12 protein-coding genes and 1 pseudogene are annotated in these 13,944 nt (G+C 55.9%); 6 read left to right on the top strand and 7 right to left on the bottom strand.

Features of this window, described 5'->3' with window-relative positions; genetic code table 11:
* Positions 1 to 18: 18 nt before the first annotated feature.
* From QJ48_RS21565 to QJ48_RS21555, 3 genes and pseudogenes are all read right to left on the bottom strand, one after another.
* The gene (locus QJ48_RS21565; RefSeq protein WP_054975561.1) at positions 19 to 909 is read right to left on the bottom strand and encodes a carbohydrate ABC transporter permease; all 891 of its coding nucleotides are present in this window, start codon (positions 907 to 909) and stop codon (positions 19 to 21) included.
* A gap of 10 nt (positions 910 to 919) precedes the next feature.
* The gene (locus QJ48_RS21560; protein WP_237763009.1) at positions 920 to 1,783 is read right to left on the bottom strand and encodes a sugar ABC transporter permease; all 864 of its coding nucleotides are present in this window, start codon (positions 1,781 to 1,783) and stop codon (positions 920 to 922) included.
* A 288-nt stretch (positions 1,784 to 2,071) separates the two neighbouring features.
* Positions 2,072 to 2,447 (bottom strand): annotated as a pseudogene (locus QJ48_RS21555) (carbohydrate ABC transporter permease); the annotation flags it as partial.
* A gap of 17 nt (positions 2,448 to 2,464) precedes the next feature.
* On the opposite strand from QJ48_RS21555, the gene QJ48_RS38895 reads away from it, so the two are divergent.
* Positions 2,465 to 2,632 carry a hypothetical protein gene (locus QJ48_RS38895; RefSeq protein ID WP_272948147.1) on the top strand — a complete coding sequence of 56 codons (168 nt, stop codon included), beginning with the start codon at positions 2,465 to 2,467 and terminating at the stop codon, positions 2,630 to 2,632.
* 403 nt (positions 2,633 to 3,035) lie between these two features.
* Here the strand turns inward: QJ48_RS38895 and QJ48_RS21550 are convergent, their stop codons facing one another.
* A complete protein-coding gene (locus tag QJ48_RS21550) occupies positions 3,036 to 4,685 on the bottom strand; it encodes a hypothetical protein (protein ID WP_054975559.1) in 1,650 nt (549 codons plus the stop codon).
* A gap of 3 nt (positions 4,686 to 4,688) precedes the next feature.
* On the bottom strand, positions 4,689 to 5,477 hold the full coding sequence (locus QJ48_RS21545; RefSeq protein ID WP_054975558.1) for an ABC transporter ATP-binding protein: 789 nt from the start codon (positions 5,475 to 5,477) through the stop codon (positions 4,689 to 4,691).
* Positions 5,478 to 5,724: 247 nt separating this feature from the next.
* Between QJ48_RS21545 and QJ48_RS21540 the strand changes: the two genes are divergently transcribed.
* Both QJ48_RS21540 and QJ48_RS21535 read left to right on the top strand, forming a co-directional pair.
* On the top strand, positions 5,725 to 6,405 hold the full coding sequence (locus tag QJ48_RS21540) for a class I SAM-dependent methyltransferase (RefSeq protein WP_054975557.1): 681 nt from the start codon (positions 5,725 to 5,727) through the stop codon (positions 6,403 to 6,405).
* Between the two features lie 45 nt (positions 6,406 to 6,450).
* A complete protein-coding gene (locus QJ48_RS21535) occupies positions 6,451 to 7,545 on the top strand; it encodes a DUF563 domain-containing protein (protein ID WP_054975556.1) in 1,095 nt (364 codons plus the stop codon).
* 11 nt (positions 7,546 to 7,556) lie between these two features.
* Here QJ48_RS21535 and QJ48_RS21530 read toward each other — a convergent pair whose 3' ends face one another.
* Both QJ48_RS21530 and QJ48_RS21525 read right to left on the bottom strand, forming a co-directional pair.
* A complete protein-coding gene (locus tag QJ48_RS21530; protein ID WP_054975555.1) occupies positions 7,557 to 8,135 on the bottom strand; it encodes a CatB-related O-acetyltransferase in 579 nt (192 codons plus the stop codon).
* 76 nt (positions 8,136 to 8,211) lie between these two features.
* On the bottom strand, positions 8,212 to 8,691 hold the full coding sequence (locus QJ48_RS21525; RefSeq protein WP_054975589.1) for a hypothetical protein: 480 nt from the start codon (positions 8,689 to 8,691) through the stop codon (positions 8,212 to 8,214).
* Between the two features lie 177 nt (positions 8,692 to 8,868).
* On the opposite strand from QJ48_RS21525, the gene QJ48_RS21520 reads away from it, so the two are divergent.
* From QJ48_RS21520 to QJ48_RS21510, 3 genes are all read left to right on the top strand, one after another.
* The gene (locus QJ48_RS21520; RefSeq protein ID WP_054975554.1) at positions 8,869 to 11,307 is read left to right on the top strand and encodes an O-antigen ligase family protein; all 2,439 of its coding nucleotides are present in this window, start codon (positions 8,869 to 8,871) and stop codon (positions 11,305 to 11,307) included.
* Positions 11,308 to 11,361: 54 nt separating this feature from the next.
* The gene (locus QJ48_RS21515) at positions 11,362 to 12,390 is read left to right on the top strand and encodes a phosphotransferase family protein (protein ID WP_054975553.1); all 1,029 of its coding nucleotides are present in this window, start codon (positions 11,362 to 11,364) and stop codon (positions 12,388 to 12,390) included.
* 275 nt (positions 12,391 to 12,665) lie between these two features.
* On the top strand, positions 12,666 to 13,904 hold the full coding sequence (locus QJ48_RS21510) for an aminopeptidase (protein WP_054975552.1): 1,239 nt from the start codon (positions 12,666 to 12,668) through the stop codon (positions 13,902 to 13,904).
* The last annotated feature ends 40 nt before the right edge of the window (positions 13,905 to 13,944 follow it).

Below are 13,944 nucleotides of genomic sequence, written 5' to 3'. Positions count from 1 at the left end.
TGCGCTTTGAAGCCCGGACTATTCTTTCAGGGAACCGACAAGCACGCCCTTGACGAAAAACCGCTGCAAGAACGGATAGACAAGAATGATCGGAACCGTCGTAACCATCATAGTAGCCATCGTCAGCGACTTGGTCGTGTACGATTGCCGCTTGGCGAGGAAGCTTTGAGCCGCCGAGTCCTGAGTCAGCTCGGAAGCGATATTGGAATCGAGCGTCTGCTTCAGCAGCGCCTGAACCGGCAGCAGGTCCTGATTGTTGATATAGATGGAAGCGACGAACCAGTCGTTCCAGTGGGCGATCGCCGTGAACAGCGAGAGCGTGGCGACGACCGGGCCGGACAACGGCAGCACGACGCGCAGGAACGTGCCCCAGTAGCCGCAGCCGTCAATCCGCGCCGCATCTTCGAGACCGGCTGGAATTTGGCGGAAGAACGTCCGGAAGATGATCATGCTCCATACGCTGATGATCGACGGAATGACGAATACCCAGAACGAATCGAACAGGCCGAGACCGCGAATGAGCAGGTAGGTCGGAATCAAACCGCCGCCGAAATAAAGCGTGATAATGCAGAAGGTCATATAATAGCCCCGGCCGATCAGCTCCTTGCGGGACATGCCGTAAGCGAAGATGGACGTCGCCGCAATCGTCAGAAAGGTACCGACGAGCGTACGGGCGATGGAAACGCCGAAGCCTTTCAATATTTTAACGTCCTTTAACACAACTTGGTAATTTTCCAACGTGAAAACTCTGGGCCAGAACGTGATGCCGCCGAGACTGGTGTCCGAACCGAGGTTGAACGAGATGACCGCGGAGTTCCAGAACGGATAAAACGTTACGAAGGCCAGAAAGAGCAGCGCAATATGGATAACGATGCTAAAGACGCGATCTTCCAATGCCAGCTTCATCAATACATCCTCCTTACCACAAGCTGTTGCCGGTTTTTCTCGCGAGATAGTTCGCAAGAGTCAGCAGGCCGACGCTGACGATGGCCTTAAACAAGCCGACGGCTGTCGCGAACGAATAGCGGTTTAATGTAATCCCCATCCGGTACACGTACGTGTCCAGAACCTCCGATACGTCGCGCAGCGCCGGGTTGACGCCCAGCAGCAGCAAGTCTTCGAAGCCCGCATTCAGCAAGTTGCCGATGGCCAGAATGGAGAAGATCATCACGACCGGCAAAATGCATGGAAACGTTATCAAATAAGTCATGCGAAAACGGCTCGCCCCGTCGATGGCGGCGGATTCGTACAGATGAGGGTCGATGGAAGCGATTGCAGCCAAGTATACGATGGAGGCAAAGCCAATCTCTTTCCATACGTTCGTCGTGACGAGAATGGTCCAGAAATATTCCGTGACCGACAAGTAGGGAATCGGTTCGTCGATGACCCCGATGTTTTGGAGAAAAATGTTTACGCTTCCATTATCGGTCGAAAGCAGAGAGATCACGAAGTTGGCGACGATGACCCAAGACAGGAAATACGGCAAGTAGCTGACCGTCTGCACGACGCGTTTGAAAAACATATTTTTCACTTCGTTCAGCAGGATTGCAAGAATGATAGGCGCCGGAAAGCCGATGGCAAGCTTCAGGAAGCTGATGACGATCGTGTTTCGCATCACGACGCCAAGCTCGGGCGCTTGGAAGAAATCGACGAAATGCTTGAAGCCTACCCACGGGCTAGCCGCGAATCCTTTAAACACCGAGTAATCCTGAAATGCGATGATCACGCCGTACATCGGGAAATAGCTGAAAATCAAAATCAAGACGAGCGCGGGCAGCACCATAAGCTGCAAATCCCATTGCTTGAGCCAGGCCGCGACCTTCGTCTTCCCCGGCTTTGCCGCCGGACGATCCTCAGGGACCGCTGCCGCGGTTTGTTTCAAAAGGACCACCCTTTCCTGTGTATTGTCGATCTGTCTTTATCTTAAAAGGGATACGATGCGCGCGGCTACTTGCCTAATCAATGAAATGTTATATAAATCAATGATCAGGACAAAAAACAGCGGTCTCCCCGGGAAACGAATCGTCCCGGTTGGAGACCGCTGTTTTGACGTCGTATGTGGTATGTGGTGTTACTTGCTGCCGGTAAACGTAATGCCTTTAGATGAAGAAACGCTTGAAAAAGGCGTAAATGAGTAGCGCCGGCAGCGTGAACACCATCGACGCGGCCATGATGTTATTCCAGTAGCTGATGTACTGGCCCTTAAAGGTGTTCAAGCCGAGCGTCAGCGTAAACATCGACTTGTCGGAAACGAACATGAGCGGCTTCAGGAACTCGTTCCAGGCGCCCATGAACACGAAGATCATCTGCGCGGCGAGCGCCGGAACGGCCAGCGGCAGCGCGATGCGGAAGAAGATGCCGAACCGGCTCAGCCCGTCAAGCTGCGACGCTTCCTCCAGCTCCTTCGGGAAGTTGATGAAGAACTGGCGCATCATGAACGTGAACGTCGGGGGAGTCGCTCGTCATAGACGGCTCTTTCTCCGAAGCGGGAGCCAAAGAAGCGGTGTACAGGCTGCTTGCGCAGCAGCCGGACATCACGGCACTGTTCTGCATCAGCGACCTGATGGCGCTCGGGGCGTTGCAGGCCGTCCGCGGTAAGGCATGGCGATTCTTCGCGGAACCAAGCGGGTAAGGTCATCCAAACCTGGGTGGGCCCCATAGCTAGCGCGCAATCGGCAAAGGCCCGAATTACTTGGCAGCCCCTCTTCGAGCATAGAGGAATTACGATGCGCAAAGCGGCGTTTTTGAACCCGTTATCGAAGCATAGCGGAACAAAAAGTGACTTAATCGTGTCGAAAAATGTTCATGCTGCCTCGGGGGACGTGATCAGCGCACCTCAGATCCTCTATGGTCCGAGCAAACGGCTGATTGGCTGCGTTAGCGCATCGCAGTTCCTCTAATTTTTCGGCGCTCCCGGTAATCACACCGCTTCCGCGCAAACGGGCAGGCATCGTCGTTCACGCAGCAAAAGAACCTCCGAATCCACCGATATCGTGGAAACGGAGGTTCTTTTCATGTCCGAGTCCGGCTCGTGCTCATCCTTTGTCCCGTAAGGCATTCCACGAGATGGCGAACCCTTTCCGCCAGACCACGGCATTCAGCACGACCAGCAGCGCCATATACGCGTAGACCCCGCCGGTGACGAATGTGCTGGCCAGATGAACGCCCGCGAACAGAGCGAGGAGCAGCAGAAGCAGCAAGACAACGAGGCCGTCATTCTGCTTCACCGCCTCGAAGGACTCCGAGAACGGCAGCGCCTTGCGGAAGGTAAGGAAGCAAATGACCGTGTACAGCAGCACGCTTAGAGCAACGACGATTAAATCCGGAACGATGCGCGCCCCGAACAGCGCGATAAAAATAACGCTCTCGATCAGGTACACGGGCATAAACAGCCGGACGAGGAACGCTTTGATCGTCCCCCGGAAAATAGGCGCCGGACTCGACAGCGGCATCGTTTTGTAGAGCCAGGCGCCCTTGTGCTTGCCTGAGTAGCGAAGCATCATGACGACAGTAGGAATCAGCAGCGCGCAGAAATAAATGTTCAGATACCATTTGCTCGCTGCGATCTCGCTGAAAGGCTGGGTCCGCAGCACGTTGAAAAAGAAAATGAACGGAAACACGATCGAGAAGCCCAGCGAAGGATATACCTTGAGCTTGAACTCCCTTTCGTTGCCCATCATCAGCGAGCCGAACCGGAAAAAGGTGCGCTCCTCCCGTCCTGAACAAACAAACCTGGAAACGAAATTCAGCCACCGGCTGTGCTCCCTACCTTTTTTCGCGCTGTCGTTCGCCAGCTTCTGCAAGCTGCGCTCGAAGAAGGGCATCAGTCTAATGTAGATCAGAATCGAAACGATCGGCGTGGCGAGCGCCAGCAGCGTAAAGACGATGAAATGCGGGGTCGCCTGACCGCGAAGCAGCCATTCGAACGTTGCCCCGTACCACAGGGGAGGAATCAACGCCTGCCACCATTTTGGCTCGAATACGATCTGAAGCTGCATGAGGTCGAACGACCTTCCGATAAATTGATAGCCGACGGTAATTGCGATGGACAGGATGATTTGCACGTTATTGATCATGTCCTTCAGCTTTTCCCCGTCGAAAAACTTCAGAATCAGCATATACAAAAAGGCCGTCACAACGACGATCAGCACATCCGTCAGCACGATTTCGACCACAAACAAGAGAAAAAACAAAACGCCATGCTTGACCATGGCCGCAATCATCGGCGCAGCGCAGAGCGCCCCAGTCAAAAAGAATAAATAAATCAAAATATGCAGCGTCTTCGCCATGCCGATCGTCCGCCGGTTGACCGGCTTCGAGGCGATAATGTGCCGGTCCCGGATATCGAGCAGAACGGTAGAAAAGTCCGAAATCAAGGAAGTCATGACCAGGAACATCAACAGGCCCAACACAAAGCTCATCTGGAACATATAGTTATCGCCCATCACGACGAAGGGGACCATAACCAGCCCCATCAAAGCATACAAGCCAAGAGACTTCACGAAATTGTTCTGATCGCCCGCCCCGGTTCTCTTGCCGCTCTGATTAAAGATGGTAGGCATCCGCCTTCCGTCGATCGTCAGCTTGATCTGCAAAATTTTGCGCATCAACGGGTAATCGACGCCCAGCCTCTCGAACAGGGACTGGAACCGGTCCAGCACCTTAAGCGATACGAATTCCCTCATCGCCTACACCTCTTGCACGACGGAGACGAACCGTTCCGCAATCTCTTTATGCTCATGGAAGCCCGTCAGCCGGTTGAAGATCTCTTCGAGCGATCCTTCCCGGCTCTGCGCCTTCAACTCGTCGAAGCTTCCGTCCGCCACGATCTCCCCGCCGTCAAGCAGCACGATGCGGTTGCTGATCTTTTCGACCACATCCATGATGTGCGAGGAATAGAAGATCGTCTTGCCCTGTGCGGCCAGCTGCGCCAAAATTTCTTTCACCACCATGACGCTGTTGGCATCCAGTCCGCTCAAGGGCTCGTCCAAAAACAAAATGTCCGGGTTGTGCAGCAGGCTGGAGATGAGCAGCACCTTTTGGCGCATGCCTTTGGAATACGAAACGATCCGTGCATTATAAACGTCCTCCAACCCGAACAGGTCGATCAGCCGTTTGGCTTTCCATTCCGCCTGCTCGTCCTCCAGTCCGTACAAATTGCCGATAAAGGTCAAATATTCTTTCGCCGTCAGGGCGTCGTACACTTCGGCCGTTTCGGGCACATACCCGATCCGCTGCTTATAGTCCACACTGCCGTCCGAGATGTCTTTGCCGAAAATACGGATTTCTCCGGTGTAGCCCTCCACGAGGCCGAGCATCGTTTTGATCGTGGTGCTCTTGCCCGCGCCGTTCGGTCCGATATATCCGATGATTTGTCCCGGATACACGTCAAGATTGATTCCTCTGAGCACGTAGCGGTCTCCATACATCATTCGCAAGCCGCGAATGGACAGGATCGCTTCTCTTGTGGTTTCCATCAGCACACCTCTCATCCCCGGAACTCGTTCCCCAATAAAAAAAGCATGGCCGCTTCCAGGCTCTGGCCGGTTCGGTCATGCAATCCCATTGTATGATACGGTCCGTTTCAAGTCAATGAAAGCAAAAGCGGTTCAAAATGTGTTTTTCCCCTTATTTACCTGCCCATCCCGGCCGGATGAGTTGGACATAGAATAAGACATACCCGCAGGTTGTTTCGGGAATTTCCTCAAGGCGGTGGTTTATTCGATGGATTGGGAATATCATCCTGTACGGTTTGCCGCGGATCACGCCCCCGAGCTGCCGTTAACCTATATGACGAACGGCGCATGGTCCGGCCACCGCCGTTTCGCTTACGATCTTGTGCGTTTTGCCAAGCCGGGTCTTATTGCGGAACTGGGCACGTTTTACGGCACTTCCTTCTTCAGCTTTTGCCAGGCGGTCAAGGACGGGAATTTGCCTGCCCGCTGCTTCGCCGTCGATACGTGGCAAGGCGATCCGCATACCGGCTATTATGGCGGCGATCATATCTATGAGGCCGTGCAATCCGTGACGCTCCGGGAATTTCCGGGCATCGGCTATCTGGTTCGCTGCAATTTCGACCAGGCCCTGGCCGGGTTTCCCGACGGTTCGGTCGATCTGCTGCACATTGACGGCTACCATACGTATGATGCGGTACTGCACGATTATGCGACGTGGTACCCGAAGCTGGCGGAGAACGGTATCGTTTTGTTTCACGATATTGTTGTCCGGCTGGGCGATTTCGGTGTGTACCGTTTGTGGGAGAAGCTCATCGGCGAACATCCGCATCTCCAGTTCCCTCACTCCAACGGCCTCGGCGTCCTCTTGCCGAAAGGATGTCCTCCGGCATTCCGGGCGGTGCTGGAGCGTCAGGATGAGCTTGTCGCGCATTATGTCGACGGGACCTGATGAGTAGGCATTCGCATTTTTATGATGAATGGGAGGCGAGAAAAGATGTATGCAATCCCCGATCAAGTCTACAACAAAACCATCGATTGGGTGATGGACTCCACAGCCTTTGACCGAAGCCTCGTGCTGGAATTTTACAAGACGATCTATCCCGGGGAGACGCTTCATCTTGAGGCTCCTGGCGGATTCGATCCTCCGCGCTGGGGAAGCGAGTGTCATTTCGATCCGGCCTTCGTCGCCGTCGTCCCGAACGGACGCGTCATGACCGGGAACGGCTACGTGGTCACCCCGAACAACAAGCGGCTGCTCGATGTGGAGCTGTATTGCCCGGAGCATGACGGAAGGCTGCTGCCGCCTCCGGTATACTTAGCGGAAACGGTAGCTACATTGATCTGGGGATGGAATATGCCCGAGAAAGGCATTTTTACCCAAGCCGTGTACGGTCATTGGTTCTACGATATCCTGCCGCGCCTTCATTTGCTTGAGCAAAGCGGCATTCCGATCGACAAATACTTGATCGGTATGCTCCATCATCCGTTTCAGTACGAGTCTCTCCACATGCTCGGCTTTCCGATGCATAAGCTGATTCAGGTCGACCGAAGCGATTTTCACCTGTTGGCCGACAAGCTGGTCGTACCTGCTGTTCCCTTGATGGTAGGAAAAAGTCCGAGATGGGCATACCAGTTTCTCCGCCAGCGGTTGGGAGAAGGGCGGGCGATGGGGCAAGCCGGAGGCTATGAACGGATCTATGTCAGCCGGCAGGACGCTGCGGCCAGGTTCGTCGTCAACGAGGACGAAGTGATGAGTGTCCTGAGCGGGAAGGGGTTTACGAAGATCGTTCCGACGCCGCTGACGATGCAGGATAAGATCGCGATCTACTCCTCCGCCAGCGTGGTTGTCGCTCCGTTCGGCAGCAGCAATATCAACATCACCTTCTGTCCTCCCGGAGCGAAGCTTATCGAGCTGTCGCCGCGTACGGTCGTGGATAACTATTTTTGGAAAATATGCGGTCATGCCGGCGTCGATTATTACGAGGTCGTGTGCGACATCGAATATCCGCCCAAGCCCGCCGTAGGCGCGGACAATATCGTCGTCGATATCGACAAGCTGCTGAACGTGCTCAGTCTCGCCGGGATCTGATTCGCCAGCGATTAGCCGGCCGTATCGCAAAAGCGGAAAAAAGCATCCATGTCGCTCGACAGCAGCAAAGGGACGGCCCGTTCGATTTTGTCCAGCGGCCAGTTCCACCATTCGATGCAAAGCAAGCGCTGAATCGTCGCTTCGGGAAACCGGTACTTGATGACTTTAGCCGGGTTTCCCGCCACGATGGCGTACGGAGGAACGTCCTTGCTGACGACGGCGCCCGCTCCGACAACCGCGCCGTGCCCGACCGTAACCCCTGATAAAATCGTTGCCCCCGAGGCGAGCCATACGTCGTGCCCGATGGTCACGTTTCCTTTGGTCTTCGGATGTCCTGTAATAAAGGAGTACTTGGGCATCAAGGAGTTGAACGGATATGTCGTTACCCAATCGGGGCGATGCTCTCCACCGAGAAAAATCGTCACCCGGTCCGCAATGGAGCAGAACTTGCCGATGATCAGAATGCTGCTTTCGCCCCAAGACCGGATATCCGGATGACCGTAAGTGAATTCCCCGATATAAATTTTGCTATCTACCGTTCTCGAAGGCAGCTGGGTTCGCAGCGACTCGATCGGAGATTGGCTATCCATCTGCTCAGGCACCTCCTTCCGGGTCATGATATGCTAGGATATTCATACTTCGCTGCCCGTGGCACAGTGGCGAAGCTCATTTGGGCGAGTCGTCCCCCGATTTGCCACCGTTGCTATGACCGTTAAACAGCGCCTCCGTCAGCGTCCGCAGTTTATCCATCAGCTTGCCGAAGCCGAATCCGACGAGAAACGCGATGCCGATCTTCGCTTCCATCGAGGCGCTGGTCTGGAGCAGCATAATGCCGCTTTTGAACAGAACGATCGTCATCATGGCCGCCCCGGCGCACTTGATCGGACGAAGCAGGTACCACCAATACCAGCGCGGGGTCATGCTGTCGTAATATTCGAAGAACAAGCGCATGGCGTACATGGTGCCTCCGATCGCTCCGGCAAGCGCATAGTAAGCGTACTCCGCAACGGGGGGAAGAAGCTTGACCCCAAGCCAATGGGTGACGCTGCCGCTGCGGATGGCGCCGGTCATCCAGAAGCTTCCGACGAACCAGGCGAGCAGATAAACGAGCACTCCGAGCTTGAACCCGTGTTCCCGGGTTTTCATGGCTCCCGCCCCTTTCGCTTGCATACTTGTTCTAGTTCAACCTATGCGCTGTCCGGGAAAATGATGAAATGCGGAATTGATATAGAAACATTATCCAGATTTGGCGCGTCTAATGAATGGGGGAGAATGGGCCTTTGCCGCCTTTTCCCATCATACAGACGGAGTTGAATTATCGTAATGAACACGCCTTATGTTTCAAGAAAGCAGTGGCTGGAAAGCCGGGAGCAGGAGAAGGGGTCGCTGCTTTTCTATTCGGTGCTCGGATTCGTCCTGTTGTTTCTGTTCATCGCCCCGTTTCATCAGGGATTGTTTCTGATGTTCTCCTACGAAGCCAAGCCGGGGAACAACATCTTGTACAACTTCCCGCTGTACAGCTCCTATATTTTTGTTTACATCGCTTTGTTCCTGACTTCGCTGTTTTTGATGACCTCGTTTAAAGCGACCGGCAAGCGGGACATGCTGCTGCTGGCGGTATGGCTCATTCCGCTCGCCTATCTCGTTCCCGTGTTGACCCGTCCGGCGTCCATGTACTTGGCCCTGCAAGGATTGTACGCCGAGCTCATGTATGCGGCGTTTTTTGTCATCAGCTGGGTGCTGGCCCGGAACAAAAAAGGGGCGGCCCTCGTTCAGCACGGCATTCTGTATTCGGGGTACGCGCTGGTCATCTACGGCCTGCTGGTCTGGTATGGCAATATCCAAGCCCATGGCGTCATCATAGCCGACAGCAACGGCATGCGCCTAACGTCTTCTTTTACTTACGCCAACTCGTATGCCGCCTATCTGATTGCCATCATCTTGGGCGCGCTGTATATGATCGCCTCTTCCTCCAAATGGGTCGCAGCCGCAGGAAACGCCTTAATTTTGGCACCGGCTCTGCTGTCTCTCATCTTGACTTTATCCCGCGGCGGTCTCGTACTGCTGCCGGTCGTGCTGCTCGCTCTGCTGCCTTTTATCCGCTTGTCCGGGCAAATCGTCATGATCCTCAATCTGGGCATCGCGGCTGCCGCTGCCTTCATCCTGTCCGGACCGAGTACGCGGATCGGAGCGGAATTGTTCAAGACCTCGAACGCAGCACTGTCCGCGCAGGCTTGGCTGCAATTGGCGGCCGCATCGGTGGTGGTGGCACTGCTGTCGGCGGTCATTCACAAATACGTGCCTCCGGCGGTCCGGAAGCTGGAGGAGAAATTCAAGCTTCGCTATGCCCGGCTCTGGTTCCCGCTGGTGATCCTGCTGGTCGGCGGCATCGGCATCGCGGTCGTGCTGAACAGCCAGTGGGTGCTGAACCTGCTGCCCGAAAACCTGCAGCAGCGGATTGCAAGCATCAACTTCCAGCAGCACAGCGTGCAGGAGCGGGGGTATTTTTATAAGGATGCGATGCAAATCGTAAACGAGGCGCCGTTATTCGGGAAGGGCGGCGGGGCATGGGCTGCGCTGTATCAATCGCACCAAAGCTACGGCTACGCCTCGAACCAGGCGCATAACTTTTTGTTCCAGACCTTGACGGATATCGGCTGGGTCGGCGCGCTGCTGCTGTTTGCTTTTATCGGCTGTATCGTGTACTTTTACGTGCGCCATGTGATCAAGCATCACGAGACAGAGGACGGAAGGCGGCATTTCGTTTATTTCATCGTGCTGGTTGCCCTCCTTGCCCACAGCTTTATGGACTTCGATTTAAGCTACGGCTATTTGTCCGCTCTTGTCTTTATAGGCTTGGGAGGACTGCTGGCGGGCGCTGCCCTGCCGGGGGCCAAGGATCAAGAACTGCCCGTCGCATCGGGAAAAGCGAAATGGATTTACCCGGGTTTCGTCCTGCTGCTCAGCTTGTGCATGCTCGTCGTATCGATTCGACTGCTCAAAGCGAATAGCGAAGCGGGCAAGGCGTACAACGAGCTTTCGCAGGAATCCGTCCAATTGGAAAAGTTTATCGGCTTCATCGATAACGCCATGGAGCTTCATTCGACCAATGCGGATTACGCGCTGCTGAAGATTCGGATCCTGAACGACGTGTACAACCAGACGAAGGACAAGCAGTATTTGCAGGAAGCCCAGCTGATTGCCGCCCGGTACATGGACAATGAGCCTTATGCGCACGGCATTCACGAGAACCGATATCACTGGGCGGTTCAGGATAATGCCCAGCAGGCGCTGGCGATCGCGAGCGAGTCGATCCCGAAATACCCGTGGGATATGATGTGGTACGAACGGGCGATGGTGCTTACGTACGAGCTGGGGTACGCTGCGGGAGAGGGGAAGAAGCCGGCGGAACGAGACGCGTATTATCAAAAAGCCGTCGGCATTTATCAGCACGTGCAGGAAAAACGGGAGTCGCTGAAATCGATTCCGTCTTCGATCAGCGTGCCTCCTTTTGAGATCTCGAAACCGATGCTCTTGGTATTGGGAAGAATATACTACGACCAAGGCAAGTATGCCGAAGCGGCGGACATCCTGCGCCCGGCCTTGTCGGACAACATGGATTCCTCGGTGCAGCGGTATATCGCGCGCTGGTACGTGGCGGCGCTGCAGAAGCAGGGCAAGACGGATCAAGCGTGGGTGGACAAGCTGGTCGCCAAAGATCCTAACGAAGCCGAGGAGCTCAAGAAGCTGGGGGGTGCTTAAGGCAGCCGAGCCGGTCTGCGTTGGAGCATTAACGGGGAGAGGAGCCGTGGCGGCATGAAGGATTCGGGGCAGAACGCTGCACCGGGAGAGGACGGATGGCGGGAGAAAGCCGGTTGGGAGCGGGGAGAGCCGTTCGTGCGCTTAAGTCTGGCGGAGCTGAACGGGCTGTTGGAGCCGGCGTTCCCCGGAAGGTCCGTCGAGTTCGCGCAGTCGCTCGGAACAGGGCTGAGCAATTCGAATTATAAAATACGCATGCGCGGAGAGAAGCGACCCTATGTACTTCGCATTTATCGGGGCGATGCGGACGTTCTTCGCAAGGAGGAGGCCATTGCCCGGCTGGTCCGTTCCGCCGTTCCGGTCCCGGCCTTTCTCTACGCGGATGCCTCGTGCGCCCGCTTTCCGCGACCCTGGGCATTGCTTGAATGGCATGGCGGGGAACTGCTGTCGTCCCTGCGGCTGAACGCCTCTCAAGAAGAGCTCGCTTGCTCGGCGGCGGCGCTCGGCAGAACGCTGGCACGCGTGCATGCTTTTCCGTTTCCGGAGGCCGGTCTCCTCGGCCCGGAGCTGGGGATCCGCACGCCGATGCGGCTGGACGAAGCGATGTTCACCGGCTTCGCGGAGCAGAGCTTGATGCACGGCGAGGCCGGCTGCCTGCTAGGTCCCCGACGGGCCGAAGCGCTATGGGCACTGTGCAGGCGCCATGCCGGGCTGTTGGAGGAGCAGCCGGAGGTATATTCCTTGGTCCACTCCGACTTTAACGGTCGGAACGTGCTGCTGGCGCCGGACGGTTCCGGAGGGTATGAGGTAACGGCTGTGCTGGACTGGGAATTTGCCTTTGCCGGTCCGCCGCTGGTGGACATCGGCAATATGCTGCGCTATGAACCGCCGGGCTCCGAGTTCGAGCGTCATTTTATCCGCGGCTACGTGCAGGAGAGCGGGGTGCTGCCCGAACGGTGGGAGCTGAAGTCCAAGCTCGCCGATCTGATCGCGCTGATCGATCTGCTGAACGGGGCGGTGGAGGCGCCGAACCGGGCCGCCGATCTCGTGCGGTTAATTGACCGCTTGTTGGCGGAGTGGGCATAGCGTACGGTTTCATGTATGGCTGCAGGGCGGATCGGATACACTACGGGCGATCCCAAATCCCGGAAGGAGGCGTCCCAATGTCCCGAGACAATGCCAACAACAACGGCAAAAAGTCCCAGCCCGGCAACAACCGAGACTCGGAAGTGGCGGAGTCCAAAACGAAAAAATAACGGGAATTCGCAGCCAGCCGTTCGCGGCTGGTTTTTTTGGTAAAATGCGGCGTAAACCGTTATACTGGGAACGTAGGACAACCTTTCATTTTTGGAGGAATTTTAATGAGCACATTTGCCCAAAAGCTGGAAAAATATGCAACGCTGGCCGTTCGGGTAGGCGCCAATGTACAACAGGGACAAACGGTGGTCGTCATGGCCCCGGTTGCCGCCGCGGAGCTGGTCCGGCTTGTCGCTGTCAAGGCTTATGAGGCCGGCGCGAAGAACGTCATGGTCGAGTGGAACGACGAGGAACTGATGCGGATCAAATACAAGATGGCGCCGATGGAAGCGTTTCACGAGTATCCGATGTGGAAGGCACAGGGCTTGCAGGAGCTGGCGGAGAACGATGCGGCCTTCATTCAATTTTACGGGCCGAATCCCGACCTGCTCAAGGACGTCGACCCGGAGCGGGTCTCCACGGCGAACAAAACGGCCTCTACCGCTTTGAAAGGGTACCGCAGCCAACTGATGGCGCACCGCGCGTCCTGGACGCTGATGGCCTACGCAACGCCGGAATGGGCATTGAAAATATTTCCCGATCTTTCGCCGGAGGCCGCTCTCGATGCACTGTGGGAGCGTATTTTCGAAGCGACCCGCGTGAACGCGGACGATCCGGTCGAGGCTTGGAAGGAGCATAATGCCCGCCTGGCCCGGACCGTGAGCTACTTGAACGAGAAGCGGTACAAGCAGCTCGTCTACGAAGCGTCGGGCACGAGCCTGACCGTGGACTTGCCGGAGAAGCACCTCTGGCTCGGCGGCGCGAAAGAGAATGCCAAGGGCATTTTCTTCAACCCGAACCTGCCGACGGAGGAAGTGTTCACGATGCCTAGGCACGACGGCGTCAACGGTGTCGTCCGCAGCACGAAGCCGCTTAATCACGGAGGCCAGCTTATCGACGGATTCAGCCTGACGTTCAAGGACGGCAAAGTCGTCGATTTCTCTGCGGACAAAGGCTACGAGATGCTGAAGCGGCTGCTCGACACGGACGAAGGAGCGCGCAAGCTTGGCGAAGTCGCCTTGGTTCCGCACGAATCGCCGATCTCCAATACGAATCTGATCTTTTACAACACGCTGTTTGACGAGAACGCATCGAGCCATCTCGCCCTCGGACAAGCGTACCCCGTCAATCTGGACGGCGGCACGGAGATGAAGGAAGAGGAGCTGTCCCAACACGGGGCAAACAGCAGTCTTGTGCACGTCGATTTCATGATCGGCTCGGCCGATATGAACATCGACGGAATAACGCAGGACGGCGTGCGGGAGCCGGTATTCCGCGCCGGCAACTGGGCACTGCCCGTCTAAAATGCAAAACGGAGCAAGGCGCCGAGGCGCTACGCTCCGT

Source organism: Paenibacillus sp. A3 (assembly GCF_001399685.1).
Lineage (GTDB): Bacteria > Bacillota > Bacilli > Paenibacillales > NBRC-103111 > Paenibacillus_G.
The sequence above is the reverse complement of the archived record's forward strand: the minus strand, read 5'-3'. Positions and strand labels throughout refer to the sequence as shown.